Origin of the sequence: Mesorhizobium sp. L-2-11, assembly GCF_016756595.1 — a bacterium.
In the GTDB taxonomy this organism is placed as follows: domain Bacteria; phylum Pseudomonadota; class Alphaproteobacteria; order Rhizobiales; family Rhizobiaceae; genus Mesorhizobium.
The window spans coordinates 2,840,485-2,865,341 of sequence record NZ_AP023257.1 but is presented as its reverse complement, the minus strand read 5'-3'; the positions used below and the strand labels follow the sequence as shown (position 1 = coordinate 2,865,341).

The following is a 24,857-nucleotide window of genomic DNA, read 5'->3' as shown; positions in this document are numbered from 1 at the left end:
GGCGTCAGTTTCAATCACTTGTCGTAGAGTTTCAGGATCGGCTCGACGCTCGAGGCGTCGTAGAGGCTGAAAGTGTGGATATCGTAGCCGATCGGTTCGCCCGCGGCGGCGAGACCGAGCAGCGCCACCGGCATGAAGCCCTGCGCCGAGGGAAACTGCCAGGCAGCGGCATTGACGAAGCCGGCCTTGACGGACTCGGCAGTTTCCCTGGAGTTGCCCCAGCCGACGACCGGGATCTTGCCGGCCGGCACGCCGGCGCCGTCGAACACCCGCTTGATGCTGGCCGCAACGGAATCGCCGAGCGCAATGATTGCCGGCGGATTGTTGGCAACCATGTAGTCGGTCATCTTGGCGATGATGCCGGCCGGATCGGTGCCGCAATCGACCACGTCATACTTGATGCCGAGCGGATCGAAGACGCTGGCAATGCCTTCGGTCTCGAGTTGCTGATAGCTGGCCCCCGGCACTTCGACCGGCAGGAACACCTTGTCGCCCTGCTTCACCATCTTGTTGTCGACGAGATATTTCGCCCAGATGACACCGGCTTCCCTGAGGTCGGCGCCGACATAGGCCTGCCGGCCGGTCGCCGGATCGTCGGTGTTGAAGAAGACGATCGGGATGCCGGCGGCTTTTGCCGCCTTGACCTCCTCGGTCCACAGGCCGGGCTGCGCCGAGGTGGTGGCGATGCCGTCCGGCCTGGCGGCAAGTGCCGAGTTGAAGGCCTCCTTCTGCGCCGCCATGTCGCCGCCGCTGAAGGAGATCTTGCAGGTCACCTTGAGCTGGTCGCAGGCCTTGGTCGCGCCGGCATTCCAATCGATCCAGAAGGCGTCCGACGGACCGCCATGCGACAGCAGGTAGAACGTCTTGTGAGCTTCCTGCGCCAGCGCCGGTGCAGCCAGTGCAACACCGGCGAACACGGTCGCCGCAGCCGCGATTTTCGGTATGAATCTCAACATTCTCTTCCTCCCTTTTTCGTGGCCGAACCGTGCCGTCACAGTCCGTTGGCGCGGAATTTCTCGTCGAGGAATTTTTTGGCACGAGGCACGTCATCCTCCGAAAGGTGCTCGATGATGACCGGGATGTTCGGGTGCTTTTCGGACAACCGCTTGAGATAGAGGTCGTAGTTGAGCGAACCGAGGCCGGGCGCCGGCAGCTCGATCTCGCCGACACCACGGAAGGTGTGGCTCTCCAGCGCGTCCTCGTCGCCGATATCGGCGTGCTTCTCCGACTTGTCGCCGCCCGAACGCTTGACGTCCTTGGCGTGGGCTATTTTGATCTTGTCGGTCAGCGTGTCGAACACCTGGTTCAGGATCTGGTCCATCCTGTCGATGTTATGGGTCTCGAAATAGTTGGTCGGATCCATCAACAGGCCGAGGCCGGGATGGTCGACCTGCGCGAACATCTTCACCGTCTCCTCGACCGAGCCGACGACATTGTTGACATAGGTTTCGAGCAGGAACACCGCGCCGTGGTCGTAGGCGGTCTGGGCAAGGTCTGAAATGACCTTGCGGCATTCCTCAAAACCTTCCTCGGTCTTGTTCTTGGGATGATGCACCCAGTCGGATTCGGTGTTGTAGGTGCCGGTTTCCGAGATCACGTAAGGCGTGCCGAAATGGCGGGCATTGCGGATGATCTCCTTGAGATAGCCTACGCGCTTCTCGCGCTCGCCCATGTCGGGATGGATGATGTTGGTGTAGCCCGACACGCAGCACACAGGCAGGTTGTGGTCGCGGAATGTGTCGCGAACCGTCCTGGCCTTTTCCTTGGTGATCTGCCCGGCCGACAGGTCGATATCCCTGAAATGCAGGTCGAGCTGCACCGTGTTGAAATCGAGCGCGCGGATCTTCTGCGCGGTTTCCTTGAGGCCGTACGGGAAATAGCCCGTGAAGATACCTGCCTGCATCATGATGTGAAGTCCTCCCTGTAAGCGATTCAGATGACTGAGTTTGTCGAGATTTCGGAAAGCTTGACTGTGCGGCCCTCGTCTATCGAGCGGTATCCGGCTTCGATCAGCGCCATGGTCTTGACGTTGTCGGCGACGGAAAGTGCCGGCGGCTCACCCGTCTTCACCGCGTGCTGGAGCTGCTCCATCACGCCGATGAAGGCGTGCGGGAACCACATTGTCTCCCAGCTGGGTGTCACCCATTCGCCGCCGGTCGTCTCTGTCGAGGCATAGGTCAGCGTCGAGGCAGAGCCTGTCGGCCAGCCGATCGTGCCCTTGGCGACGCCCTTTGTGCCGTCGACGCGCCAGTTGATGTGCTGGTCGTCCTTGTAGCCGTCTTGGCGTGGACCGGACCAGACGTCCTCCAGCGATACGGCGAGCACGCCGGACGGAAATCGCAGCGTCGAAACGGTGATGCCGTCCGAATGGTCAAAGCGCGTGCGCGGATCCTTGCGGGTCAGCGTGGTGATCTCGTCGGGATCGCCGAACAGGAAGCGCAGCACGTCGAGATGGTGGACGCTCATATTGGCAAGCGTCAGCCGGTCATAGTCCTCGAGGAAGCTCTGCCAGTGCGGGATCGCATGCATGTCGATCTGCGCGAAGACGATGTCGCCGAGCGCGCCGCTGTCCATGATCTGCTTCAGCACGCGCATCGATTGGTCGTAGCGCATGTTCTGGTTCACCGAGAGGATCTTGCCGGCCCTGGCCGCCTCGTCGCGCAGTTTGACCGCTTCATCGAGCGACAGCGCCAGCGGCTTTTGCGCCAGGATCGCCTTGATATGCTCCTGCTTCAGCGCATGGCGGATCAGTGCCGGCTGCTGGTCCGGCGGAAACGCAAGGTCGATGATCTCGACGTTTTTGTCCTCGATCAATTGTTCCGGCATGTCGTGGACGGTCGGGATCTCCCAGCGCCTGGCGACCTTCTCGGCGCTGGCCTTGGTCCTGGAGGCGATTGCCACCACGGGAAAACCAGCTTCCTTGTAGGCGGCAAGGTGACATTCCGCCATGATCATGCCGGCGCCAACGCAGCCGATCCTGTATTCCCTGGTCCGGACTTTAACGTCCGGCTCGAAGCCGTTGCCCGCTAACACTCCGCTCGTCATCTGATCCTCCCGAACCTCTTTGCGTGCGGCCGCCGTCATCTTGCCAGCGCTCCCCCGCTTTGCCCGAAATAATGCACCCTGCCCGGCTCGCAGGATATCGCCACCATCGCATCCGGCCTGATGTCCGGCTGGCCACGCAGCAGCGCCCGCAGACGCGCCTGCCCGGCGGCGAGTGTCACGACGGTGTAGCCGCCAAGCGGCTCGACCTCGAACACTCGCGCCGGGTGGCCCGCGCCCCCCTCCGACCAGGCCTTGACCTTGATGTCTTCCGGCCTGAGTCCAATCTCGACGGCATCGGCCGGCGCGGCCTTGTCCGCGATGCGGATCGTGCCTTCCGCCGCCTCCATGCCTTCCGCGCGGCGCACTGACTTCAATATGTTCATCATCGGCGAACCGAGCAGCCGCGCCACATAGGTGCTGGCCGGCCGGTCATAGATCTCGGCCGGCGCGCCGATCTGCCTGATCCTGCCGTTCTCAAGAATGGCGATGCGGTCAGCGACCGACATCGCCTCTTCCTGGTCATGCGTAACATAAATCAGCGTCTTGCCGAGCTCGCGCTGGATGCGCTTCAGCTCGACGCGCGTCTCCTCGCGCAGCCTGGCGTCGAGCGCCGAGATCGGATCGTCCATCAGATAAGCATTGGGGTCGCGTACCAGCGCCCGGGCGATCGCCACGCGCTGCCGCTCGCCGCCCGAAAGCTGCGCCGGCGGCTTGTGCAGAATGTGGCCGATATGCAGCTTGGCCGCGACGTCTGCGACACGATTTTCGATATCGGCCTCGGCGACCCGGCGTTCGACCAGGGGAAAGCGGACATTGTCGCGCGCGCTCATATGCGGAAACAGCGCCAGGTTCTGGAACACCATGGCGACATTGCGCTCGGCTGGCGACACCGTATTGACCGGCCTGCCGCCGATCAGGATTTCGCCGGCGTCCGGCGTCTCCAGCCCGAGCACCAGACGAAGCACCGTCGACTTGCCCGACAGCGGCGGGCCAAAGAAGCAGAAGAACTCATTGTCGTTGACAGTGAACGAGGCGTCGTCGACGGCGAGCGTGCCGCCATAGCGTTTCGTCACGTTGCGGAAGACGATATAGGCCATGGTCTCAGCCCGCCTTCATGGCAAGGCCGGTGGCGGCGTCGAACACGCGCACGGACGCCTGGGCCGGCGCGACAACCGCTGCCTGCCCGATCGCCAGCCCGACATCATTGTCGAACACCGCTTTTACCGCGCTCTCGCCCTGGCCGAGATGGACGATGGTGCGCGCGCCGATGCGCTCGACGAACGTTACCGGCATCGACAGGCCGCGGTCTGAGAGAATCACCTGCTCAGGCCGAAAGCCGTAGAGCACATCTTCCCACGCGGCCCTCACCGCCGGGGCGAGATTGTCCGGCAGCGGCGGCGTGACACCGAGCGGGCCGAGGTCGACGACCAGGCCCCGGTCGCTTTCTGCCGGCCTGCCCCTCAGCAGGTTCATGCCCGGTGCACCGATGAAGCGGGCGACGAAAACGTTGGCCGGATTGTTGTAGACCTCCAATGGCGTGCCGACCTGCTGCAGCACGCCGTGGTCCATCACCGCGATGCGATCGGCCATGGTCATCGCTTCGAGCTGGTCGTGGGTGACGTAGACCATGGTCTGCCGGAACTGCCGCTGCAGCTGTTTCAATTCGGTCCGCATCACCGCCCGGAAGGCGGCGTCGACATTGGACAGCGGCTCGTCGAGCAAGAAAATCGCCGGCTCCATGATCGCCGAACGGCCGATCGCCACGCGCTGCAATATGTTGACCGACAGCCTGTCGGCCTTGCGGTCGAGCAGCGGAGCCAGCTGCAGCATCTCGGCAATCGCGCCGACGCGGCGGTCGATCTCGGCCTTTGGCGCGCCGCGCATTTTTGGGCCGTAGGCAAGGTTCTGTCGCACGCTCATATGGGTGAAGATCGCATAGTTCTGGAAGACGAAGCCGACGCCGCGCCGTCCCATCGGCACGCCGGCCATGTCGCGCTCGCCGAACAGGATCTTGCCGCTGGTCGGCTCTTCCATGCCGGCGATCATGTTCATCGTCGTCGACTTGCCGCAGCCCGACGGCCCAAGCAGCGCCATGAACTCGCCGTCGGCGATGGCAAGATCCATCGTCTTCAAGGCGGTGAAGTCGCCGAACTTCTTGACCAGGTTCTGCAGATGGATGGCGCTCATGCCGGCACCTCCCGCGCCCGGGCCATGCGCTTCATGGCAAACACCGCAGCGATGGACAGCACGATCAGGATGGCCAGCGCGATCGCCGCGACATAGCCCCAGATCAGGTCTTGGGTGGTAAGCTTGTAAATGTAGACCGAGATGGTCTCGGTAGCGACGCCGGGACCGCCGCCGGTCATGATGTAGAGCGTGTCGAAGATCTTGAAGTTCTCGATGACCCTGATTGCCAGTGCGATGATGATGATCGTCTTCATCTTCGGCAGCACGATGGTGACGAAGCGCTGCCAGGGATTGGCGCCAAGCAGCGTCGCCGCTTTGATCTGGTCCCCGGGCACGCCGACCAGGCCGGCAAGCAGGATGAGGAACATCAGCGGCGTCCATTGCCAGATGTCGGCGAGCATGACGGCGACGAGCGCCAGCGTCGGGTCCGACAGCCAGGCGATGGTGACGGGAAAGCCTGATAGCGCCGACAGGATGTCGTTGACCGGTCCGCCCGACTGGAACAGCATGAAGAACATGTAGCCGGCTACCGCCGGCACTACCATCATCGGCATCAGCAGGATCGAATAGAAGATCCGCTTGCCCGGGAACTCGTCGGCAAACAGCGTGGCGAGTGCCAAGCCGAGCAGGAATTCCGCCGGCACACAGACGATCATGACGGTGGCCGTTCTCTTGAGCGCGCTCCAGAAGCGCGCGTCGGCGGCAAGGTCGGTGTAGTTGGCGAAATTGTTCCACAGCGACCAGGCGCTCCACCAACCGAGGCCGGACAGCGGCGACCAGTCGGTCAGGCTGATATAGAGCTGCATCAACAGCGGAAACACCGCGATGAACAGCACCAGGATCTGCGCCGGCAGTGTCAGCCGGAAACCGAGCTTTACCCCTTCCTCCCGAAGGGTCGGCTTTGCCTGGACGGTTTTCATCACGTCCTCCGGAATCGTGGCAGTGACCGCGCTCATTGCTTGAGCGCCCCGAAGGTCAGCCCGCGCACCAGATGGCGCTGGATGGCGATACCCATGATCACGGGCGGCACCGCCGCGATCAGGCCGAGTGCCGCCTTGGCGCCGTAGAGCTGGCCGGTCATCGAAGACGACAGCGACGCCATGTATACCGGCACCGTCACCCATTCGCGTGTCGTGAGAAGCAGCGCGATCAGATAGTCCGACCAGTTGAGGATGAAGACGAACAGCGCGGCACTGGCCAGCGGCGCGCGCATCATCGGCAGCGTGATGCGGGTGAAGACGCGCAGCCGCGAGCAGCCCTCGACCAGCGCCGCCTCCTCGATCTCGCGCGGCATGTCGTCGAAGAAGGTCTTCATCAGCCAGAACGCGAAGGGTAGCGTGACGATGCCGTAGATCAGCGACAGTCCCCACCAGCTGTCGGTGAAGTTGAGAAAGGCCCACATGATCATCACCGGCGTCATCACCGCCATCGGCGGAAACAGGCGGAGCTGGATCAGCGCCAGCGGCAGGTTCTGGCCCGAGCCGAAGCGCGACAGCCCGTAGGCCGCCGCGGTACCCGCCGACATGGCGATCGCCGTGCCGAAGCTGGCCGACAACAGCGACGACAAGATCGGTTTGAGGGCGGTGCGATCGAGCGCGACGATCAGGTTGTTGGTCGATTCACCGAAGACCAAGCGGAAATTGCTGAGCGTCGGATCCTTCGGCCACCAGGTCAGGTCAGTGCCGGTCGCCGACCATTCGCCGATCGGCTTGAAGGCCATCGACACCGTCCACAGGATCGGCACCAGGATCACCGCGATGGCCGCAAGGATCGCGGTATAGCGGAATATTTCGAAGGGAACGGAACGCTTCATCTTGCAGCTTTGCTGGTACCGTCGTTTGCGGAGGCGAAGCGCAAACTCCTCGCCCCATTCGGATCCCGGGAGGAGGATCAGCTGACCGGATCGAGAACGGTGGGCCAGGCCTCCTTGTTGGCCTTGATGGCTTCGAGAAGCTTCTCCTCGCCGGTGCGGCGGGCGATCCTCTTCCATTCCGCCTCGGTGTCGGCCATCGCCTGCTCGGCGGTCTTGGCCTTGGTCAGCGCAGCGACGAGGTTCTCGTCCAGCGCGTTGTGGAAGGCGGTGGCGCCGGGATAGTTGATGGTGGGCACGGTGCGGGCGACCGTCTCGCGCACCACATCCATGTGGTAGGCGTGATAGGTCTGGCGGACCAGCGGGTCGGAGAAATCCGACAGCCGGAACGGATCGAAATAGCCGCCCGGATTGGCGGTCATCCAGGCATAGATGCGGCTCGATCCCAGCCACTGCAGGAACAGGTAGCAGGCCTCCGGATTCTTGGCCTGCGACGAAACCGACGCCGACAGATTGAGCCACAGCACCGAGCGGCTGATCAGCTTGCCGTCGATCTCGCGGCCGGGCGGCAGCATCGAACCGATCTTGCCGGTGACAGCTGAATCCTTGTTGCCGGCATTGTCGAGGAATTTCGGCAGGTTGGAGAAGGCGCAGGTCATCGCGGCGCCGCCCTTGGCAAAATTGCCATACTGCTCCGGCCAGCCCCACGAGATCGCATCCGGCGAATGATGGGCCAGCGAGGCGATGTACTCGTTAACAGCAGCAATGCCTTGCTCGGAATTGATCAGCGGCTTGCCGGTATCGTCGAACAGGAACTGATTGGGCGAAGCCATTGAAACATAACGCTGATACCAGTTGGTGTAGCCCCAGCCCTGGTTGCGCAGATCGGTCGAGCCGAACAGGCCCTTGTCGGGGCGCTGGAAAAAGGCGGCGATCTCGTCATGCTGCTTCCAGGTCTTTGGCGGCGCCAGCTCGTAGCCATGCTTGTCGGAGAAGGCTTTCTTCTCAGCCGCGTCGCCGAACAGGTCGGTGCGGTAGACCCAGGTCTGGAAGTCGCCGTCCAGCGACACGCCATAGGTCGAGCCGCGATACTGGTTGAGCAGCGAAACGCCCTTGGCGCCGTCGACATAGCCGCGCTCGGGGTCGTCCCATTCCGGCTTGTACTGCGCGACGAAGTCGTCGAGCTTCAGGATGCCGCCGGTTTCGGCGAGGTCGCCGAGACGGTTCCATTCCACCGCGTAGATGTCATAGGCCCCACCCCTGGTGGAGATGTCCTGCATCGTCTTGGTGAATTCCTGGCCGTTCGGCACGCCGACGATCTCGAGCGGAATGCCGGTTTCCTTCTCCCACAGATCCTTGATCGAGGGCGCGCCGGCGGGAAATGGCTGCGTCAGCTGGCCGATCGAGCCGTCGGACAGGCCAAGCACGATCTTGGCCGGCGCCTTGCCTACCCCCTTCATCGCCTTGGCCGCCTCGACGGCGCGGCCTTCCGGCGTGTCGGGGCCATACTGATAGCGCTCCGAGCCGTCGAAGCCGGTCGGCCCGCCGATCATGCCCGGCGCCAGCGCATCGGCCGCATAGGCGCGGCTGGGGCGGATGAATTTCGGCGCGATACCTGCGGCGGCAACAAGCACCGCCGCCTTTCCACCGGACGCCAGCAGACGACGCCGCGACATGCGGATCATATCAGACATTGGAACTCCTCCCTCGGGCCTCGGTCCTCCACGGCCCTCATGATGGATATTGACGTCACGGGGCGAAGCCTGTCAACATGATAAATAATCAAAACGCATCATAACATCGCAAAAAGAGGAAAAATGCAGTCGACCGAGATCATCACACTGCACTCGCTGCCTGAATTTGAGGGGCCTGAATTTGAGGCGCCCGAATTTGAAGCGCTTGAATTTGAGGCGCATGAATTTGGGGGCATCGTGTGAAGCACCGACCATTTTCGGCGCGGCTCGACGATTTGGTGTAGCGCCGGCTTGCGCATCGGCTCAGGCCGGATACATCATTTCCCATCAGAATCGCGGACGGCACGAAGCCGTCGTCCGGCATTCGAACCGTTGAACGCGCGATTTTGAAGCGCTGTAGCGCGCAAGCAGTGAGGTGATCGACTGTGCGGTCCACCCTGACAGACATAGCCCGGGAAGCCGGCGTTTCAGCCGCGACGGTCGATCGTGTGCTCAACAACCGCGCCGGGGTCAGGGCGCGCACCCGCGAAGTCGTGCTGGAGACGGCGCAGCGGCTTGGCTACATCGCTGAAAATTCGAACAGCCCGACCACGCGCAATGCACCGCGCGGCGATGTGATACGGCTCGACTTCGCCCTGCCCGCCGGCACCAATTCCTTCATCAAGATGCTGCACAGGCACATCGAGGCGCAGGCGCAATCGCGGCCAGACCTCGATGTGCGCGTCGCCACGATCGAAGGCTTCAATCCCGACCGGCTTGCCCGCCTGCTGCAGGAATTGCGCGGCCAGACGCAAGGCGTCGGCGTCATCGCGCTCGACCATCCGACGGTCCGCGAGGCGATCCGCTCGCTGTCAGCCAGTGGCGTCAAGGTCGTCACCATCGCGTCCGACATCCTGCATGTGCCGAGGGTCGCTTATATCGGCATCGACAACCGCGCCGCCGGCCGGCTCGCCGGCTATCTGCTCAACCGCTTCATGGGCGCTGAGCGTCCGGGCAAGGTCGCGTTGTTCGCCGGCTCGCTCTCCTATCGGGGCCATGAGGAACGCGAGATGGGGTTCCGCCACATATTGACGGAAGAATCGCCCAATCTGCAGATCGTCGAGATGCGCGAGATGCTCGACGACCGGGAAAAGGCCTATTCGGAGGCCGCCGCCCTGCTGGACCGGCACCCGGACCTGGCCGCGATCTACAATGTCGGCGCCGGCAACACCGGCATCGCCCGCGCGCTCAAGGAGCGAGGGCGGGCGCTGTCGACCGTGTTTCTCGGCCATGAGGTGACGGAAGGCACCAAGGAGCTTTTGCTCGACGGCACGCTCGACGCGGTGATCGACCAGAACCCGCGCGTCGAGGCCCGCGAAGCGCTCAACACCTTGACCCACGCGATCAAGGGCTTGCCCTACGAACTGCACCAGCCGCGACTGCAGGTGATCTTCAGGGAAAGCATCCCGGAAATCTGAACGGAAGCTCAGGGATATCGGAGGCCACGCCATCAAGTGCGGCCTGCGGCGCCGCGGCGATCAGGGTAACCTTGAGTTGGATGCCGCACGGACTGATGGCCGGCTAAATCCCGCTGACGATCGCCCCACCATCCTCGCCAACACCAATTGCGATCCGGTCGCCAGAAACAATGCCCGATATATCGCAGACGACCAGCGGCATGCTGATGTCGTAGAGGAACTCGGCGACGATGGCGCCGACGGCCAGGATCGGATCGGGCCGCTGCAGGATGATGCCGGCCGGCGCCGTACCCCGACGGATCGCCTCCGCCAGCACTGAGGACGAGGACGACGAGCCGCGCCCGGATGCCATCACCAGGATCCTGCCAGCGACATTTTGGCCAAGACCGGGATGCGAATGATCGATGATTTCGCCTGTTTCAACGTCGATCCCGCCCCAGAAGCTGAGCGCGTGCGAAAACACCAGCGCCGAGCCTAGCGCTTCGCCGGCAAGCTGGAACGTGCCAACTCTCTTCAACACCGACTTTTCCAGCCCTTTCATGGCCCCCTCACGACGTGCCCGGCCGCTGCCGAACGGATGCAATCCTTTATGTCGCCGAACGCGACGGACACGCCGATATTGCCGGGGGCGTAATGCGCCCATTTGCCGGAGTTGGTCATCACCACGCCGTCGAGACGCTCGATGATGGAGGTGACATAGGTGCAGGTATCCGCAACCGGAATTAGACCGAACGCCTCCATGCCGGCCAATGCGCCCTCATCCTGCAATCTCTTCAAAGTGGCGCGCCCGGTGTTGACGTAGATCGGGATGCCCCTGCGCGGCGCCACCTCGCGCAGCATCGGCAAAAGGCGCATCCATTCCTCGTGCGAAAAATGCGGCGTGCCGAGCGATACGGCCGCAAGCGGCGCACCTTCGGGGACGCTCGACAGTTTTGCCAGCGCCTGGTCGATGTCGGCGCGACAGATCCGGATCGTCACCTCCGGCGCCATGCCGCGAAATGCCTCGTCGAACGTCCTTGCTTCCGGCGTGATGCCGACCGCATGAAACAGCGCCACCGCGCCCGTCGTTGCCGCCGCCGCGCCAAGCGCCTTCAGCTGATCCTCATCGCGCGGCTGCGGCAGGCCCGATATGACAGGAATGCGGTCGCCGCTCCTTTGCCCGACAATAAGCCCGATGCCGACGAACAGGGCATCGGCAGACTCGAAAGAACCGGTCAGCTCGAACAGGATCTGGCCGCGCCGATCATTGGTCAAATGCAGTCCCCAGGCCGGCGCGCGCCCGGTCATCGCGCAGCACAGATCGATGAAATCGCCATAGCGGTTGGTCCGCGCTCCGATCACCGAATTGGCAAAGACGATGGCGTTGGACTCGCCCCAGGCGATCTGCTCGCCAAAGCCCGGCCGGAACCGCGTCTGATAGGGCGCGCAGGTGAAGGTCGCCTGGCAGCCGAGCTCCAGATGCGCCTTCATCAGCCGCCGCGCCGACACTGCTTCCGCAGCCGGCATCTTCACCAGCCCGGGATGGATGAGATCGAACGAGCCAACATTGAGTGTCGTCGGCACCCGAACGCGGCCGCCGCCCTCGACCAGCCTTTCGACGAAATCGAGGCTGGCCTGGCCGTGATACAGGCAGCCGTCGATATGCGCGCCGGCAATGTCCAACAGCTCGCGCGCGCCAACTGCGTTGGAAAAGGCGACCAGTATTTTCATCGCGGCGGCCACGGCCCGGCCGTGCTCGCCGTCGAGCATCGACTGGTCTTCGGCCGTCAATTCCAGCGTCATCGGCAAGCTCCGGGGCATTTATGCCCGATCAAGCTCTCCCTGATTGCGGACTGCCTGACAAGACTGAAGGATTCGATCTGCTAGCCCGCGGCGATCAGCACCGTGCTGTCCGGCGACCAGCGCAGCACCACTTTTTGCCCCTCCGCCAACCTTTCAATGCCGGTGTTCTGCACAATGACTTTGATGGTCTGGCCGTCGCGATCGACAAAATAGGTGCTGCTGTTGCCGGCAAAGATACGTTTGGCGACCCGCCCGCGCAGGGTGTTGGGCTGGGCCTGGTCCGCACCGTCGCCATCGGCAGCAATGCGGATGCGCTCGGGCCGCACCGCGCAGCTGGCCTTGGCGCCGGCGGCAAGCGTCGCGCCTGCCCCGGCTGCGATCGCGGTGCCGTCGGGCAAGCGGATGCCGGTGCCGGTGGTCTCGCCGCGAAAGATGTTGGCGTCGCCGAGGAAGGTGGCGGCGAACTCGCTCTTCGGGCTGTCGTAGATCTCCTCCGGCGGTCCTTCCTGCACCAGCCTGCCGTCACGCAGGATGCCGATGCGGTCGCTCATCGTCAGCGCTTCTTCCTGGTCGTGGGTGACGAAGATGGTGGTGATGCCGATCTCGCGCTGGATGCGCTTCAGCTCGATCTGCATGTCGACGCGCAGCGCCTTGTCGAGCGCGCCCAGCGGCTCGTCGAGCAGAAGCACGCGCGGCCTGGTGACGATGGCGCGGGCAAGCGCTACCCGCTGGCGCTGGCCGCCGGACAGCTGGTGCGGGCGGCGGCCGCCGAGCTTGCCGAGCTGCACCAGGTCGAGCGCACGCTGCACCTCGCTGGCGATCGTTGGCTTGGCCTCGCCACGCACCGACAGGCCGAACGCGACATTGTCACCCACGCTCATATTGGGAAACAGCGCATAGTTCTGGAACACCATGCCGATGCGCCGCTTCTCGACCGGCACCCGCTCGACGCTCTCGCCGCCGATCGCGATCCGGCCGGAGTCGGGAAAATCGAAGCCGGCGATCTGGCGCAAGAGCGTGGTCTTGCCGCTGCCCGACGGCCCGAGCAGCGCATAAAAACCGCCGTCGGCGAAATCGATCGAGACGTCGTCCAGCGCCTTGTGCGCGCCAAAACTGCGCGACAAATTCGCCACCTGCACGCCGGCCATTATTTCTCTCCGCCGAATTTGAAGAACCGTGCCGTGAGCAGCATCAGCGTCATCGAGACGACGATGATGATCGTCGAGACGGCATTGATCTCCGGCGAAAAACCCTTGCGGATCGCGGCGTAGATCTCGACCGGCAACGTCGTCTGGCCCGGCGTCGACAGGAAGTAGGAGACCACGAACTGGTCGAACGACACGGCAAAGGCGAACAGCCCGCCGGCAATGACGCCCGGCATGATCCAGGGCAGCGTCACCCGCGAAGTCACCTGCCACTGGTTGGCGCCGAGCGAACGCGCCGCCTCTTCCAGCTCCGGCGCAAAAGTCTGCAGCCGGGCCGAGACGACGACGATGACATAGGGCAGCGCCAGCGCGACATGGCCGAGCAGGATCGCGAACAGCCCACGCCCGATGCCGACGGCGAAGAAGAAGATCAGCATCGCCGTGCCGGTGATCAGCCACGGAATGGCGATCGGTGGAAACAGCAGCGCCTGCAAAACTTTCTTGCCACGAAATTCATGGCGATAGAGCGCCAGCGATGCCGCCGAGCCGAGCACCGTGGAGATGATGGTGCTGATGATGGCGATCTCGATGCTGTTCCAGGTGGCCGAGATCAGTTGATCGTTCTGCCAGAGCAAGGCGTACCACTCGGTCGTCCATTCGAACGGCAATTGGTAGAAGGGCGAGACGTTGAACGACATCAGCGCCATGATGACAATGGGCAGGTAGAGGAAGGCGAGCAGCAGCCAGATGTAGAGGCGCCCGCACCATTCCAGGATACGCGTCGTCGCCATCACGCAGCCCTCCGCAACACCGGCGACGCCAGCGCCAGGATGACTAGCACGACGGCCAGCAGGATGAACGACAGCGCGGCACCAAGCGGCCAGTTGAACACGGCGACGAACTGGTCCTCGATGATCGTGCCGTAAAAAGTGCCGGTGCGGCCACCGAGGATACGCGGTTCCATGAACGAGCCGACAACGGGAACGAAGATCAGCGCCGCCCCGGCGACCAGCCCCGGCATCGACAGCGGAATGATCACCCGTTTCAGCATCTGCAGCCGCGAGGCGCCGAGCGAGCGTCCTGCCTCGATCAGCGAATCGTCGATCGCCTGCAGCGTGAGATAACAGGTCAGCACCATGTAGGGCACGTAGGAATGGACCAGGCCGATGATGACAGCCGGATAGGAATACATCAGGTCGATGTTGATCCTGAACGGCAGCACGGCGTTGAGGGCGGTGTCGAGAATGCCGCCCTCGCGCAGCACCATCGCCCAGGAGAAGATGCGCACCAGGCCGTTCGACCAGAACGGCAGGATGACGAGCAGGAAGATCGCCTCGCGGCTGCGCCCCCGAAACACCTTGGCCAGCACGTAGGCCGCGGGATAGCCGATGACGACACACCACAGCGTCACCTCGAGCCCGAGCCGGAGCGAGGCCAGCAGCAGCGTCCCGTAAAGGCCCTGCGAGAGGAAGGCCGTGTAGTTGTCCAGCGTGAACGACCACGCCTTCCCCGACAGCGGCAAGTCGGTCATGAACGAGAAAAAAACCATGGCCGACAGCGGCAGGAAAATCGCCACCGTCAGCCAGAGATAAGCCGGCAGCAGCAGGGGCAAAGCCGATCGCAATCCGCTCCTCGAACCTCTCGCGGCCTGTCCTGCCATATGCTCCTCCCCGAAAAAGCTTGCGCTACTTGACGTTGACCTTGAGCTGCTGCCACAGCGCCAGATAGGCCTCGCGCTGCGCGTCGCTGATCGGCGCCTGGAACTGGATGCGCTTGGCGACGTCAGGGTCGCCCATCACCTTGCGGTTGAAGGCATCTTCGGGAAGCGCTGCGACCGCCTTGGCGTTGGCCGAGACCGGCGCGCCGACCTTGGTGACCCATTCGACATAGAATTTCGGGTCGATCATGTAGTTGATGAAGGCTTCGGCCCCAGTGACGTTCTTGGCGCCGACCGGAATGGAGAAAGCGTCGAGCCAGGCGACGGCGCCTTCCCCGGGGATGACCAGCGACACCGGCAGCTTGAAATGCGTCTTGGCGCGGTCGGCCGAGCCGCTCCAATAAGTGCCGATGTCGATCTGGTTGGAGGCGACCATCTGGTTCCAGTCGTTTTCCGAGCTCCAGAACGTCCTGATCTGCGGCATCAGCGAGGTCAGCTTCGCCTTGACCGCTTCCATATCCTTGATGTCGTTGATGTTCTGGCCGGTGGCGATGGCGCCGAACTGGACCGCTTCGACAGCGTCGTCGCGAATGGTGACGCGGCCCTTATGCGCATCGTTCCACATCTCGGCGATGCTGGTCGGCGGCGTCTCGAAGGATTTCTCGTTGATGGCGAGCGCGGTCAAGCCCCACACCCATGGCACGCCATAGACCTTGCCGTCATGATTGAGCATCGGCGAACCCGCCTTGTCCGGGCTGATGTCGGCATAGTTGGGGATCTTCGAGACATCGACCGGCTGGATCAGTTTTTCCGCCATCGCCTGGTCGTTGAAGGCGGCGTTGATCATGACGACGTCGTAGAGGCCGGGATTGGTCCTCAGCTTGGTCAGCATTTCCTGTTCGGAATTGAAGAAGTCGTTGACCACCTTGTTGCCGGTCGCCTTCTCGAAGGCGGCGATGGCCCAGGGCTCGTCGGCGCCGTAACCCTTCCAGTTGAGCACATGCACTTCGGCGGCAGTGGCGGCCAGTGCGGAAGCGAAGACGGCGGTTGCCGTCACAAATGCAGTCAGTTTGGGCATGCGCATGTTGGTTCCTCTCATTGTTCGCCCGGTTGGCGGGCTTGTTGCGTCATTTAGGCTGTCATAAATGGGCCTTTTGCTTCCGGCCGTGCACGGATTGATCGTCATGGCTGAGGAATGTCTGGATCTCCTGGTCGGTCGGCGCCGACGATCCGCCATGGCGGGTGACCGAGAGCGCCGCCGCCGCATTGGCGTAACTTGCCGCTTCGAAGGGCGGCACGCCCCGCGACAGCGCGCTGACGAAGGCGCCGATATGGGTGTCGCCGGCGCCGTTGGTATCGACGGCGGCGACCTTGAAACCGGGCACGGCCTGCGCGCCGCCGTCAGCCAGCCGCACGAAGCAGCCTTTTGCCCCGGCGCGGATGATGACCCCGTCGGCGCTCGGGCAGTGGCTGTCCAGCAGCCGGGCGGCAACGGCCTCGACATCGCCGCGGCCGGCGATCTCGGCCGCTTCCGCTGTGTTGCAGCTCAACCAGTTCGTGCGCGCCAGCACCCGGTCGAGAATGGCGCGCGGAATGTCCGAAATGACCGGCGTCGGATCGAAGACCAGGAAAATCTCCGCCGGCAACGCCTCGATCCAGTCGGCCAGCGCGTCGCGGCTGCCGACATAGCTCAGCGTATAGCCGGAGGCGAACACCCAGTCCCCCGGCGCAACTCGGACGGGCGCCATCATGCCGAAGCTGAGAACACTCTCGGCGCCAGGCCATGACACGAAGGTGCGCTCGGCGTCGCCGCTGATCATGGCGACGCAATTGCCGCTGTCCATCAGCGGCGATGCCGGGGTCAGCGTTTCGATGCCTTCGGCGGCGAAGGCGGCGCGCAGGAAGTCGCCATTGGGTCCGCTGCCGAGCTGGCCGCCGAAGACGACCTTCATGCCGGTGCGGCTGGCCGCGACCATCATGTTGAAACCGCCGCCGGCGACCTGGGCATAGCTCGATGCGGTCTTTTCGGTGCCGGGCGCCGGCAAGGCGTCGATGCGATAGACATGGTCGACCACCGCGCTGCCGATATGGACGAGGCGCCCGCTCATGCCGCCTCCTTGCCCGAGCCGCCTTTCGCCATCCGCACGGCGACCAGGTCGGCGGCCAGCGCCCTCACCTGCTCAATGTCGAGGCCGTTGAGCCGGGCGATTTTTTGCTGCGGCAATCGGCGAAAGCCGGCGCAGGCGCCTGCCATGCCGGCGGCAATGGCGCCGATCGTGTCGGTGTCGCCGCCGAGATTGGCGCTGATGACGGCCGCCTGCCAGGCATCGCCGCCGGCGATTTCCAGCACCGCGAAGGCCGCCGGGACCGATTCCTGGCTGGCGACGCCGGTGCCGACCAGCTCGACGATCAGCCGGATGCCGTCGGCGACAGGCCTGCCGCGGACGAGACCCCTCGCCCAGTCGATCCGCGCGGCAATGTCGCCGCCGGTGACCCAGTGCCCGAGCGCCGCCCCTTGCCTTGCCGCCTCGACCGCGCGGTCTGATGCGGCAAGCCAGTCGCCGCCGGCCACACCGCAGCTGACGGCGGCAGCGACGGCTGCGGCCGAGGCAATGGCGATCGAGGTGTTGTGCGTGGCGCGACAGGTTTCGGCGACTTTGGCGACCAGTGCGTCAAGCGGCTCCTGCGGCATCATGATGCCGACCGGCGCGATGCGCATGGCGGCGCCATTGGTGTCGCCGCTCCGCCCCGCTTCCTCGGCCGGCACGCCGCCATTGATGGCGTCGATGGCCCGCTTGGTCGAAGGTCCGAGCAGATCGTAGCTGCCGCGCGCCTTGACCTCGCGCTCCCAGTCGAGCAGCGCGCTGACCCAGCGCGCGTGGTCGAACCGATCGCCTGAAACGACCAGGATGCGGCCGAGCAGCAGCGCCTGTTCGGTGTCGTCGGTAACGGTGCCGGCGGCCAGGCCCTTCGACACCGGATGGTCGGCGGCGGGCGCGACGAAATCCTCGACACGGCCGTAAAGCTCGGCGATGCGGGCCGGCGACAAAAGCTGCGTCGGCATGCCGAGCGCATCGCCCAGCGCACCGCCGACAAGCGCACCCATCGCCCGGTCGATCGCCTCGCCTGTCTCCATTCTCTGCGCGTTCATGCTCAGAACTCCAGATGAAGCGCGAAATGCGCCGGATTGAGCAGGCTGGTGACATATTCGATGGCGCGGCCGTCGGCGGCGCGCGTCAGGCGCCGCGTGCGCAGGAACGGCGCGCCGGGCGCGCAGTCGAGAATGGCGGCGTCCTCGGCGCTCAGCATCTCGATATCGGCCCACTCCTCGCCGTGATCGGGGACCAGCCCCGCCGCCCGCAGCGTCTGGTGCAGCGAGCCCTCGCGCAGGCCGCGCAGCGGCACGTCCTCCAGTTCGGGCGACAGCGGCAGGCGGCTGCGCTCGATCGAGATAGCGTGGCCGTCATCGGCGTTTGAGCGCACCCGGTCGACGGCGATGAAGAACGGGCTGTCGACGCCGAGCCTGGCGGCGAGCTCGGCATCCTGCATGATCTCGAGCCTGAGCGTGCGCGTCTCGGCATTGGCGCCGGCATTGGCCAGCGCCTGCGACCAGCCGACGGCGTCGTCGACCGGCATGCCGTCGAAGGTGACGAACGAGCCGATGCCGACCTTGGTGGTGATCAGGCCGCGGCTCGAAAGTTCCTCGAGACCCTTGCGGATGGTGTTGCGGCTGACGGAGAAGCGCTGGACAAGCTCGTTCTCGCTCTGCAGGCGGTCGCCGAAGCCGAGCACGCCGGAGCGGATCTCGTGCTCGAGGACGGTGGCGATCCGCTCGGGCTTGCCGGTTCCGGGAGACGACGTACGACGCGCCATGGAATACCTGTTCAGTAAACCTGTATAGTCCTGTTCAATAGCGCGATAGCGCAAGTCATGTCAACGGCTCGCGGGCCGGCACGCCTGATGCAACGCCTCCCGGCACGGTTTCACCGACAGTCAACGACAGACACTGCGGCCAGTAGCCGAGATCGATTTCGGGAGTACACGCTTCGGCCGCGACATAGTTCGCGGCCATTCCAGCTTGGGTTCCTCGCCCCCACGAAGTGGGGGAGAGGTGGCTCGGCGAAGCCGAGACGGAGAGGGGGACTGCGCCCTACGAAAGCCCCCTCTCCGGCCGCTTCGCGGCCACCTCTCCCCCGCCCTTGGCGGGGGCGAGGAACCCAAGTCTTGAGAGGTCGAGCGACAGCGCCCCCTCCAGTCTGCGCCGCGTCGCTTCTTGCTCGCCCTGGGGACGAATGCGTAAATGGCGGGCGGCGAACTAGCGCGTTGAAGCCTTGCCCGACCGGGCAGCCTTTGGCTTTGGCTCCTTGGGCTTGGTTTCCTTGGCGGCCGCCGGCTTCCTGGTCGGCTTGGCTTTCGGCCGGCTTTCCTCACCGTCGATCTCGGCGGCGGCCTGGTCCCAGTGCTGCTGATGCGCGCCGTCGGGCCGGCCGGCCTGTTCCCAGATCGCGTGAGCCCGCCGGCGAATGCGTTCCTGCCTGTTATCAGTCACTGTTGCCTCCTCGGCTCAAATCGGTGAACGACAACTTCTAGCTGAATTTTCGACCGGCGTCTTGGGGGCTTCGGCCCGGGTCGGGTCGTCCCGGCTCAGGTCGGCCCAAATCGGACAGAACCGCGACCCCGAGGAGTGCCGCCTTTTTGGTGATCAGCCCCGCCAGATCCGCGTCAGAGCGCTCCGTTCCGGTTTGCTCACGCACGGCTGCAATTAACGTCTTCATCGACAACAGGGCAGTGCCCCGTTCGGCAAGCAGCTTGTCGACAGATGCGGCCACATTGCGTGACTCGACATGCGGCAACATGGAAATGGCTCCTTTCCGTCCCGCCACGAAGACGACCAACAGCCGGCTGCCTGCCGGCGAGCCGCCGCTCCCTGCGCGTCTTCCCGAGAGAGCGGCGGGTGAAGGTCAGTCGATGACCTGCACGATCCTGCGGGTGCCGGGATCGACCAGCACGGTGCGATCGTCGACAACCACGTATCTGTATTCGACGTCGGGAACCTCGTGCAGTTCGACCGTATCGGGCAAAGTCGAACCGACGTTGAGTTCCACGCCCAGCAGGCTGATCGACGCCAGCGGGTGCCTCTCCACATATTCGCGGACGACCGTCTGCTGCTCGGGCGTGATAATCACCTGGTCTGCGGTGGCTACGCCGACACCGGCCAGCAGAGCCAACCCAGCGGCGGCAGGAACAAGGTGGATTTTCATCGTCTTCTCCTGTCTGGTTTAGGGCTCTGCCTTCCTCAGTCGGGACGACTCAGCCCAACATCGCCAACGCCCGAATTGCCAACGCTCGACGCGACCTTCTTGTTCCTTGAGCGGCGGCCAATCGATCGCCGCGTTGGCTGGCGGTGGCCCGCGTTCCTGGCGACAGGACCGCGGGCCGATCGGTTTGCCCGATCAGCAGCGATACCGGAGGGGGGTGATATCGACTGCTTCGAAATGAACATTTAGCGAGAACTAATGTTCCGCCCCACAGCGAAAAAGCCTGCCGGCGACCTCAGGCGCGCCATGTTGGGGAATCGTTAATCAGCGCCTGCTACTGTAGCGCAATGACCAAGAACCTCGGAATCGCCGAAAGCAGCGCGCCAAAGCAGCCGGCAAGGAGCTTTCTGAGCCGGCTGGCGCCGGCCTTGTTTCCCCTGGTGGTCGTCGCGCTCGGCTATCTCATCGGCCGGCAGTTCTTCGGTTTTTAGAGCGATCTCCCCCTTGAGGGGGGAGATCAGCAGCTTGGGCCTCGGCACTCATCCCGCAACGCTGGTGATTGGTGAAGGCGCCGATGACGGCCAATTGCGATGGTGGAGGTTGGCGCATTACGTCAGACGACCCCCTCTGGCCTGCCCTCTTTGCCAAAACTTGGCATCTCCCCCTCAAGGGGGGAGATCAGCAGCTTGGGCCTCGGCACCCATCCAGCAACGCGGGTGATTGGCGAAGGCACCGATGACGGCCAATCTCCCCCCTTGAGGGGGAGATGCCCGGCAGGGCAGAGGGGAGTCGGTTCGACTGGGCGCGGCCTTCTCTCTTGCGACAGTGGAGGTTGGCGCATTACGTCAGACGACCCCCTCTGGCCTGCCCTCTTTGCCAAAACTTGGCATCTCCCCCTCAAGGGGGGAGATCAGCAGCTTCGGCCTGGCACTCATCCCGCATGACCAAGTCGTCAGCCCCCTAATCCGGGAAAAAGAACACCGGCTCCTCGCATCGGTGGATCCGGCATTGACCGTCAAGCGTCCTGACATAGGCGGCGACAGGCACTTCGGGCCAGTCGCATTCGTTGCCGTAACGGCGGACATAGCGGTCATAGGTGTTGCGGCCGGTGGTCAGCACCACCGCGCGCCGGCTCTGGATCAGAAACTGCGTCTGTTCGCATGTCATGGCGCGCGTATCCGGCCGGGCGTGAGCCATGCTTGTGGTGACGATCAGGATCGCTGCGGCCATTGGGACGATTGGGCGGACTGGCATGCTGCATCCTCGCAAAGGTCGTGCCTAACGCGCAGCTTCGCCCGTGGTTCCGCACCTTCACCTTTCCCGGCATCTCCCGCAAGAGGTGTTACTGCGGCGCACAATGCATGTCGCGCAAAAGTGTGCAGCGGTTTTGCGATAACGACATGCATAAAGAACAACCTGAAGCGCGTCGGCCGGTCGAACGCGACGCGCTTTAGGACGACCGCGATCACTCCTCCTTCTCCGGCTTGAACCGCCTGACCACCACCTCGAAGACGATGTCCGAGATCCACATCGCCGAGACGCCGATGAGGAACGCCGCGGCCAGCGTCGTGGTGTCGTGATCAGCCGGAATCGCCAGGCCTGTGACGCGGAAATAATGCACCACTGGCAATGTCAGGTAGGCCGCCGCCAGCGCGCCGCAGATCGGCGACGTCAGCATTTCACGCAGCTTGTAGCGGTGGCGCGACAAGGCGCGCAAAATCCCGCCGGAAAGGCCGGCGACCACCACCGGCGCCTTGATGCCAAGCGCATCGAGAACTTCTTGTATCATGGCTTCCACCCGCACCATCTGGCGCCCTTGCCGTTGTAGGCATTGATCTCGTCGAGCTCCGGCCGCATCATGGCGGCAACGACGGCGGCGGACGCACGGCGCGGCTGGTTGTGGTCGCACCAGGCCTGGCGCGCCGGCGAAACCGGCGTCGTGCATCCGGCGAGCAACAGGCTCCCAAACAGCAGGCTCCCAAACAGCAGGCTCTTGAGCAGCAGCATCAGCGCTTTGCCCATCGCATCGCCTCCCGCCGTGCGGCTTCGTCCGGCAGGTCGCGCGCCGCGCGCTCGGCATCGGTCGCCTCGCGGTCCATTTCGAGGCGTTCCTCGACGGCGGCAAGTTTTTCCGCCGCTCGCCTGGCCGCATCCCTGTTGGCCCGACCGCCGGCGACAAACAGGCCGATGCCGCCGACGAGCGCGGCAAAAATCGCCATGATCGTCGTGTTGCCGGCGAGCCCGCCCAGCATGGAAAGCACCGACATCTCAATTGCCCTCCACGGCAGGCTGGTTTCTGACGAGGCCGGCGACGCCGTCGCGCACGACATTGATCAGGATCTTGAGCAGGGCCAGCACGCCGGTGATCCTCAGCGCCAGGGCGGCGTCGATGCCGAACAGCGTCCAGTCGAAGCCGACCAGGCCGGTGAGCAGCAGGATCAGCACATTGATCAGATTGTGCGCGGCGTTGGTATTGAACCAGTTCATGGCTTTGCCTTTCGAAACAAGGAGAGGATTGCCGCAACCAACGGAGCCAGCACTGCGGCCCATAATCCGGAAAACGGTCCGGACAGCGGTCCGCGCCGCACTCCGGCTTTGCCCGGCTCTGCCTTCGCGGGACCGTTCGGTTGCGGCGGCTGCGGGATCGGAACCGGCGCCGGAGGGGCCGGCGTGTCCCTGATCTCGATCGGGACGGGCGCCGGAGGCTGCGCTGGGGTTGCGGCCGGCGCGTCCCTGATCTCGATCGGAACCGGCGCCGGAGGCTGCGCTGGGGCTGCGGCCGGCGTGTCCCGAGCCCCCATGATGCCGATCTGAGCGCCGCCGTCTCGTCGATGGCGCAGGCAGCCTTCAGGCGCGGATAGCTGTCGCGGGGATAAGGCTTTTCGCCCCATTTGGCATAGGCAAGGCCGGCCGCTACCGCCTTTGCCCGAGCTGCGCCCGCCAGATTGCGATAAAAGACATGCGGCTCGAACAGGATGACCGGCCGGCCCTGCGCGTCGAAGCCATGCCCGCTGGTTTCGACATCGAGAAAGGCATGGATCTCGTCTTCGCCGACGCCGATGCTGGCACCGAGTTTTGGCAGATCGAGATCGTCCAGGCGCCTGGCGGCGCCCTTGAACGTCATATCCATGGTGTTGTCCTTTCCCAGGTTGATGTTTGCAGGCGCCAGCTTGATGTCTGCAGGCAATTGTGTGAAATGACCCCAAAATGGGGATTTTGCCGATGTCGCAAGACGAAGGAACGGCGCGCTGGACGGTGAAGGCCGAGCTCTGCGCGGTCGGCCGCGACAAGCCGCTGCTGGTGGCGCTGGCGGCGATCCTGTGCCTCTATTGCGGGCTGGTCGCCGGGCCGATCGTCTATGCGTTGCTGGCCTTCCAGGGCATGGCGGATTTCTTCAAGTGACGACGGTTGAGAACAGCTCGACCCGTATTGCCATCGGGAATGGAAATCGCTTAGCCGGAATAAACTGCCCCCATGAACCGTTTCTAACCCGTGGGAACAGGCTGCGGGAGGGCGCGTGACCATCAGGATCAGGCTTCCGGGCGGGACATTGAAAATCAAGAAAAAGCACGAGTTGCGCCGCCGCGAACAGAAGCGCGAGGTGCCGGTCTGGCGGCTCGGAGGCTACTTCATCGTCTGGTGGCCGAGCAGCATTTCGGATCGTCCGTCCGGACGCCCGCCAGGCGTGAGTGGGTGAATTGTGAATTGTGAATTGTGAATTGTGAAGAAGGTGTCCTCACTCTCCTCACTACTCACTACTCACTACTCACTACTACCATTCACCATTCACCCGCCCAGACTGTTCTGGAACCGGCCCCGGAAAACAGCCGCAGAAATAATCAACGATCAGCCTTGACTCTTCCGCCACGGAAGCTCTTTAAGTCGCTGCATTGCACAACGGGGGTTGGGGGCAATGGCAGTGCGTATCAGGTTGCCGGGCGGCACCTTGAAATTGAAGGTGTATCGGGAGTTGCGCGAGCGCGAGCGCGCCCGCCGCATCCCGGTTCTGAAGCTGGGCTCGATGTATTTCAGCTGGTGGTCGAATCGCCAGCGACGGTTGAACGACCAGCCGGGCGACGATCCCAACCGATCTCAGGCAACGCCTTAACGGCCCGAAAAATCTCGAGCGGCTGCGCTCGAACCCTTCCGGTCAACAAACTCGCCCATCGGCGGTTGACTCCCCGGCTGGGGAAGTTCTCTAATTGCGGCTTCGCACATCACCATTGCATTGCACACAGCGGGAGTTGAACCGATGGCCGTGCGCATCAAACTGCCGGGCGGCACCCTGAAGGTAAAAGTCTATCGCGAATTGCGGGGCCGCGAACGCGAGCGCCGCGTGCCGGTGATGAAGGTGGGTTCGCTGTATTTTGTCTGGTGGTCGAACAGCCAGCCGCACAACAAGCCGCAAGACAGCCGTCATTAGCCGTTGCGCCATTCGTAGCGGCTCGGGGTTACGGCATGTCTTTGAACGGGCAGGCCAGCCAATCGACACCGAATTATCGACCCACCAATCGCTCGATACAAGTCATCTGCGAATTGGCGAAATGCTACCTGCATTGGCTCGTTGCCAGAGGCCGGGCCGAGCTGAACGAATTAGAGCGTGAACACCTCACGATCACGCTTGCAAAGCGGAGGTGCTTGCCGCAAATGGTGGCTGCCCAACGGATCTGCCCCTGACAATGCGAAGTAACCTGCCGGTGGCACAAACCCTCAAGCGCTTTTCGGTCCAAGCAATCGATGGCCGACACATCGCTGCGCCAATAATGGAAACCGACGACGAGCACGATGCGCGGGCAGCATTGGAGCTTTGTACGCAAATGCC

32 protein-coding genes and 1 pseudogene are annotated in these 24,857 nt (G+C 63.9%); 6 read left to right on the top strand and 27 right to left on the bottom strand.

Annotation, left to right across the window (positions count from 1 at the left end; genetic code table 11):
- Window positions 1–14 precede the first annotated feature (14 nt).
- From JG739_RS13750 to JG739_RS13715, 8 genes are all read right to left on the bottom strand, one after another.
- Window positions 15–956, bottom strand: coding sequence for a sugar ABC transporter substrate-binding protein (locus JG739_RS13750; protein WP_202366911.1), 942 nt, complete (start codon window positions 954–956; stop codon window positions 15–17).
- A gap of 35 nt (window positions 957–991) precedes the next feature.
- Entirely contained in the window at window positions 992–1,906 is a 915-nt protein-coding gene (locus tag JG739_RS13745) for a sugar phosphate isomerase/epimerase family protein (protein WP_202366910.1), read from the bottom strand.
- 26 nt (window positions 1,907–1,932) lie between these two features.
- Window positions 1,933–3,045 (bottom strand): Gfo/Idh/MocA family protein, encoded by a 1,113-nt coding sequence (locus JG739_RS13740; RefSeq protein ID WP_202366909.1) that lies wholly within the window; start codon window positions 3,043–3,045, stop codon window positions 1,933–1,935.
- 35 nt (window positions 3,046–3,080) lie between these two features.
- A complete protein-coding gene (locus JG739_RS13735) occupies window positions 3,081–4,142 on the bottom strand; it encodes an ABC transporter ATP-binding protein (RefSeq protein WP_202366908.1) in 1,062 nt (353 codons plus the stop codon).
- Between the two features lie 4 nt (window positions 4,143–4,146).
- Window positions 4,147–5,232, bottom strand: coding sequence for an ABC transporter ATP-binding protein (locus JG739_RS13730; RefSeq protein ID WP_202366907.1), 1,086 nt, complete (start codon window positions 5,230–5,232; stop codon window positions 4,147–4,149).
- Window positions 5,229–6,188, bottom strand: a complete 960-nt coding sequence (locus JG739_RS13725; protein ID WP_202366906.1) for a carbohydrate ABC transporter permease — start codon at window positions 6,186–6,188, stop codon at window positions 5,229–5,231. The genes JG739_RS13730 and JG739_RS13725 overlap by 4 nt, the downstream gene beginning before the upstream one ends.
- On the bottom strand, window positions 6,185–7,045 hold the full coding sequence (locus tag JG739_RS13720) for a carbohydrate ABC transporter permease (RefSeq protein WP_202366905.1): 861 nt from the start codon (window positions 7,043–7,045) through the stop codon (window positions 6,185–6,187). Before JG739_RS13720 ends, JG739_RS13725 begins: the two co-directional genes overlap by 4 nt.
- A 77-nt stretch (window positions 7,046–7,122) precedes the next feature.
- Window positions 7,123–8,736 carry an extracellular solute-binding protein gene (locus JG739_RS13715; protein ID WP_202366904.1) on the bottom strand — a complete coding sequence of 538 codons (1,614 nt, stop codon included), beginning with the start codon at window positions 8,734–8,736 and terminating at the stop codon, window positions 7,123–7,125.
- A 425-nt stretch (window positions 8,737–9,161) separates the two neighbouring features.
- On the opposite strand from JG739_RS13715, the gene JG739_RS13710 reads away from it, so the two are divergent.
- Window positions 9,162–10,193 (top strand): LacI family DNA-binding transcriptional regulator, encoded by a 1,032-nt coding sequence (locus tag JG739_RS13710; RefSeq protein WP_202366903.1) that lies wholly within the window; start codon window positions 9,162–9,164, stop codon window positions 10,191–10,193.
- 103 nt (window positions 10,194–10,296) lie between these two features.
- On the opposite strand, the gene JG739_RS13705 is transcribed toward JG739_RS13710, so the two are convergent.
- From JG739_RS13705 to JG739_RS13645, 13 genes are all read right to left on the bottom strand, one after another.
- Window positions 10,297–10,710 (bottom strand): aconitase X swivel domain-containing protein, encoded by a 414-nt coding sequence (locus JG739_RS13705; protein WP_446720563.1) that lies wholly within the window; start codon window positions 10,708–10,710, stop codon window positions 10,297–10,299.
- Window positions 10,711–10,730: 20 nt separating this feature from the next.
- A complete protein-coding gene (locus JG739_RS13700) occupies window positions 10,731–11,975 on the bottom strand; it encodes an aconitase X (protein ID WP_202366901.1) in 1,245 nt (414 codons plus the stop codon).
- Between the two features lie 80 nt (window positions 11,976–12,055).
- Entirely contained in the window at window positions 12,056–13,123 is a 1,068-nt protein-coding gene (locus tag JG739_RS13695) for an ABC transporter ATP-binding protein (protein WP_202366900.1), read from the bottom strand.
- Window positions 13,123–13,911 (bottom strand): ABC transporter permease, encoded by a 789-nt coding sequence (locus JG739_RS13690; protein WP_202366899.1) that lies wholly within the window; start codon window positions 13,909–13,911, stop codon window positions 13,123–13,125. Before JG739_RS13690 ends, JG739_RS13695 begins: the two co-directional genes overlap by 1 nt.
- Window positions 13,911–14,780, bottom strand: coding sequence for an ABC transporter permease (locus tag JG739_RS13685; RefSeq protein WP_202366898.1), 870 nt, complete (start codon window positions 14,778–14,780; stop codon window positions 13,911–13,913). Before JG739_RS13685 ends, JG739_RS13690 begins: the two co-directional genes overlap by 1 nt.
- Before the next feature lie 25 nt (window positions 14,781–14,805).
- Entirely contained in the window at window positions 14,806–15,861 is a 1,056-nt protein-coding gene (locus tag JG739_RS13680; protein WP_202366897.1) for an ABC transporter substrate-binding protein, read from the bottom strand.
- 55 nt (window positions 15,862–15,916) lie between these two features.
- Window positions 15,917–16,885, bottom strand: coding sequence for a PfkB family carbohydrate kinase (locus JG739_RS13675; RefSeq protein ID WP_202366896.1), 969 nt, complete (start codon window positions 16,883–16,885; stop codon window positions 15,917–15,919).
- Window positions 16,882–17,928, bottom strand: coding sequence for an ADP-ribosylglycohydrolase family protein (locus JG739_RS13670; protein ID WP_244749892.1), 1,047 nt, complete (start codon window positions 17,926–17,928; stop codon window positions 16,882–16,884). Before JG739_RS13670 ends, JG739_RS13675 begins: the two co-directional genes overlap by 4 nt.
- 2 nt (window positions 17,929–17,930) lie before the next feature.
- Window positions 17,931–18,650, bottom strand: a complete 720-nt coding sequence (locus JG739_RS13665) for a GntR family transcriptional regulator (RefSeq protein ID WP_202366895.1) — start codon at window positions 18,648–18,650, stop codon at window positions 17,931–17,933.
- A gap of 55 nt (window positions 18,651–18,705) precedes the next feature.
- Window positions 18,706–18,849: a hypothetical protein gene (locus tag JG739_RS13660; protein ID WP_202366894.1), complete on the bottom strand. Its 144-nt coding sequence runs from the start codon at window positions 18,847–18,849 to the stop codon at window positions 18,706–18,708.
- 243 nt (window positions 18,850–19,092) lie between these two features.
- The gene (locus JG739_RS13655; RefSeq protein WP_202366893.1) at window positions 19,093–19,326 is read right to left on the bottom strand and encodes a DUF2934 domain-containing protein; all 234 of its coding nucleotides are present in this window, start codon (window positions 19,324–19,326) and stop codon (window positions 19,093–19,095) included.
- Window positions 19,327–19,363: 37 nt separating this feature from the next.
- The gene (locus tag JG739_RS13650) at window positions 19,364–19,633 is read right to left on the bottom strand and encodes a hypothetical protein (protein WP_244749891.1); all 270 of its coding nucleotides are present in this window, start codon (window positions 19,631–19,633) and stop codon (window positions 19,364–19,366) included.
- Between the two features lie 105 nt (window positions 19,634–19,738).
- Window positions 19,739–20,038, bottom strand: a complete 300-nt coding sequence (locus JG739_RS13645; protein ID WP_128175038.1) for a DUF1236 domain-containing protein — start codon at window positions 20,036–20,038, stop codon at window positions 19,739–19,741.
- A 344-nt stretch (window positions 20,039–20,382) separates the two neighbouring features.
- On the opposite strand from JG739_RS13645, the gene JG739_RS13640 reads away from it, so the two are divergent.
- Window positions 20,383–20,526, top strand: coding sequence for a hypothetical protein (locus tag JG739_RS13640; RefSeq protein ID WP_202366892.1), 144 nt, complete (start codon window positions 20,383–20,385; stop codon window positions 20,524–20,526).
- A 469-nt stretch (window positions 20,527–20,995) separates the two neighbouring features.
- Here the strand turns inward: JG739_RS13640 and JG739_RS13635 are convergent, their stop codons facing one another.
- The 6 genes and pseudogenes from JG739_RS13635 to JG739_RS13610 form a co-directional block, all read right to left on the bottom strand.
- Window positions 20,996–21,289 carry a hypothetical protein gene (locus JG739_RS13635; protein WP_202366891.1) on the bottom strand — a complete coding sequence of 98 codons (294 nt, stop codon included), beginning with the start codon at window positions 21,287–21,289 and terminating at the stop codon, window positions 20,996–20,998.
- Between the two features lie 211 nt (window positions 21,290–21,500).
- Complete coding sequence (locus tag JG739_RS13630) at window positions 21,501–21,842, bottom strand: hypothetical protein (protein ID WP_202367456.1); 342 nt, start codon at window positions 21,840–21,842, stop codon at window positions 21,501–21,503.
- Window positions 21,821–22,057: a hypothetical protein gene (locus JG739_RS13625; RefSeq protein ID WP_202366890.1), complete on the bottom strand. Its 237-nt coding sequence runs from the start codon at window positions 22,055–22,057 to the stop codon at window positions 21,821–21,823. Before JG739_RS13625 ends, JG739_RS13630 begins: the two co-directional genes overlap by 22 nt.
- A complete protein-coding gene (locus JG739_RS13620) occupies window positions 22,042–22,302 on the bottom strand; it encodes a hypothetical protein (RefSeq protein ID WP_202366889.1) in 261 nt (86 codons plus the stop codon). The genes JG739_RS13625 and JG739_RS13620 overlap by 16 nt, the downstream gene beginning before the upstream one ends.
- Before the next feature lies 1 nt (window position 22,303).
- A complete protein-coding gene (locus tag JG739_RS13615; RefSeq protein WP_202366888.1) occupies window positions 22,304–22,522 on the bottom strand; it encodes a hypothetical protein in 219 nt (72 codons plus the stop codon).
- Window positions 22,523–22,883: 361 nt separating this feature from the next.
- Window positions 22,884–23,159, bottom strand: a pseudogene (locus JG739_RS13610) (N-acetylmuramidase domain-containing protein); the annotation flags it as partial.
- A gap of 98 nt (window positions 23,160–23,257) precedes the next feature.
- On the opposite strand from JG739_RS13610, the gene JG739_RS13605 reads away from it, so the two are divergent.
- From JG739_RS13605 to JG739_RS13590, 4 genes are all read left to right on the top strand, one after another.
- Complete coding sequence (locus tag JG739_RS13605; RefSeq protein ID WP_202366887.1) at window positions 23,258–23,437, top strand: hypothetical protein; 180 nt, start codon at window positions 23,258–23,260, stop codon at window positions 23,435–23,437.
- Between the two features lie 115 nt (window positions 23,438–23,552).
- Window positions 23,553–23,732: a hypothetical protein gene (locus tag JG739_RS13600; RefSeq protein ID WP_202366886.1), complete on the top strand. Its 180-nt coding sequence runs from the start codon at window positions 23,553–23,555 to the stop codon at window positions 23,730–23,732.
- Window positions 23,733–23,948: 216 nt separating this feature from the next.
- A complete protein-coding gene (locus tag JG739_RS13595) occupies window positions 23,949–24,143 on the top strand; it encodes a hypothetical protein (RefSeq protein WP_202366885.1) in 195 nt (64 codons plus the stop codon).
- Window positions 24,144–24,287: 144 nt separating this feature from the next.
- Entirely contained in the window at window positions 24,288–24,458 is a 171-nt protein-coding gene (locus JG739_RS13590) for a hypothetical protein (protein ID WP_023798595.1), read from the top strand.
- Window positions 24,459–24,857 lie beyond the last annotated feature (399 nt).

What these genes read in the sequence shown, in the direction of transcription:
- JG739_RS13750 (WP_202366911.1), bottom strand. Translation starts at nt 956, where the DNA reads ATGTTGAGATTCATACCGAAAATCGCGGCTGCGGCGACCGTGTTCGCC.
- JG739_RS13745 (WP_202366910.1), bottom strand. Translation starts at nt 1,906, where the DNA reads ATGATGCAGGCAGGTATCTTCACGGGCTATTTCCCGTACGGCCTCAAG.
- JG739_RS13740 (WP_202366909.1), bottom strand. Translation starts at nt 3,045, where the DNA reads ATGACGAGCGGAGTGTTAGCGGGCAACGGCTTCGAGCCGGACGTTAAA.
- JG739_RS13735 (WP_202366908.1), bottom strand. Translation starts at nt 4,142, where the DNA reads ATGGCCTATATCGTCTTCCGCAACGTGACGAAACGCTATGGCGGCACG.
- JG739_RS13730 (WP_202366907.1), bottom strand. Translation starts at nt 5,232, where the DNA reads ATGAGCGCCATCCATCTGCAGAACCTGGTCAAGAAGTTCGGCGACTTC.
- JG739_RS13725 (WP_202366906.1), bottom strand. Translation starts at nt 6,188, where the DNA reads ATGAGCGCGGTCACTGCCACGATTCCGGAGGACGTGATGAAAACCGTC.
- JG739_RS13720 (WP_202366905.1), bottom strand. Translation starts at nt 7,045, where the DNA reads ATGAAGCGTTCCGTTCCCTTCGAAATATTCCGCTATACCGCGATCCTT.
- JG739_RS13715 (WP_202366904.1), bottom strand. Translation starts at nt 8,736, where the DNA reads ATGTCTGATATGATCCGCATGTCGCGGCGTCGTCTGCTGGCGTCCGGT.
- JG739_RS13700 (WP_202366901.1), bottom strand. Translation starts at nt 11,975, where the DNA reads ATGACGCTGGAATTGACGGCCGAAGACCAGTCGATGCTCGACGGCGAG.
- JG739_RS13695 (WP_202366900.1), bottom strand. Translation starts at nt 13,123, where the DNA reads ATGGCCGGCGTGCAGGTGGCGAATTTGTCGCGCAGTTTTGGCGCGCAC.
- JG739_RS13690 (WP_202366899.1), bottom strand. Translation starts at nt 13,911, where the DNA reads ATGGCGACGACGCGTATCCTGGAATGGTGCGGGCGCCTCTACATCTGG.
- JG739_RS13685 (WP_202366898.1), bottom strand. Translation starts at nt 14,780, where the DNA reads ATGGCAGGACAGGCCGCGAGAGGTTCGAGGAGCGGATTGCGATCGGCT.
- JG739_RS13680 (WP_202366897.1), bottom strand. Translation starts at nt 15,861, where the DNA reads ATGCGCATGCCCAAACTGACTGCATTTGTGACGGCAACCGCCGTCTTC.
- JG739_RS13675 (WP_202366896.1), bottom strand. Translation starts at nt 16,885, where the DNA reads ATGAGCGGGCGCCTCGTCCATATCGGCAGCGCGGTGGTCGACCATGTC.
- JG739_RS13670 (WP_244749892.1), bottom strand. Translation starts at nt 17,928, where the DNA reads ATGAACGCGCAGAGAATGGAGACAGGCGAGGCGATCGACCGGGCGATG.
- JG739_RS13665 (WP_202366895.1), bottom strand. Translation starts at nt 18,650, where the DNA reads ATGGCGCGTCGTACGTCGTCTCCCGGAACCGGCAAGCCCGAGCGGATC.
- JG739_RS13660 (WP_202366894.1), bottom strand. Translation starts at nt 18,849, where the DNA reads ATGGCCGCGAACTATGTCGCGGCCGAAGCGTGTACTCCCGAAATCGAT.
- JG739_RS13650 (WP_244749891.1), bottom strand. Translation starts at nt 19,633, where the DNA reads ATGTTGCCGCATGTCGAGTCACGCAATGTGGCCGCATCTGTCGACAAG.
- JG739_RS13645 (WP_128175038.1), bottom strand. Translation starts at nt 20,038, where the DNA reads ATGAAAATCCACCTTGTTCCTGCCGCCGCTGGGTTGGCTCTGCTGGCC.
- JG739_RS13640 (WP_202366892.1), top strand. Translation starts at nt 20,383, where the DNA reads ATGACCAAGAACCTCGGAATCGCCGAAAGCAGCGCGCCAAAGCAGCCG.
- JG739_RS13635 (WP_202366891.1), bottom strand. Translation starts at nt 21,289, where the DNA reads ATGCCAGTCCGCCCAATCGTCCCAATGGCCGCAGCGATCCTGATCGTC.
- JG739_RS13630 (WP_202367456.1), bottom strand. Translation starts at nt 21,842, where the DNA reads ATGGTGCGGGTGGAAGCCATGATACAAGAAGTTCTCGATGCGCTTGGC.
- JG739_RS13625 (WP_202366890.1), bottom strand. Translation starts at nt 22,057, where the DNA reads ATGGGCAAAGCGCTGATGCTGCTGCTCAAGAGCCTGCTGTTTGGGAGC.
- JG739_RS13620 (WP_202366889.1), bottom strand. Translation starts at nt 22,302, where the DNA reads ATGTCGGTGCTTTCCATGCTGGGCGGGCTCGCCGGCAACACGACGATC.
- JG739_RS13615 (WP_202366888.1), bottom strand. Translation starts at nt 22,522, where the DNA reads ATGAACTGGTTCAATACCAACGCCGCGCACAATCTGATCAATGTGCTG.
- JG739_RS13605 (WP_202366887.1), top strand. Translation starts at nt 23,258, where the DNA reads ATGTCGCAAGACGAAGGAACGGCGCGCTGGACGGTGAAGGCCGAGCTC.
- JG739_RS13595 (WP_202366885.1), top strand. Translation starts at nt 23,949, where the DNA reads ATGGCAGTGCGTATCAGGTTGCCGGGCGGCACCTTGAAATTGAAGGTG.
- JG739_RS13590 (WP_023798595.1), top strand. Translation starts at nt 24,288, where the DNA reads ATGGCCGTGCGCATCAAACTGCCGGGCGGCACCCTGAAGGTAAAAGTC.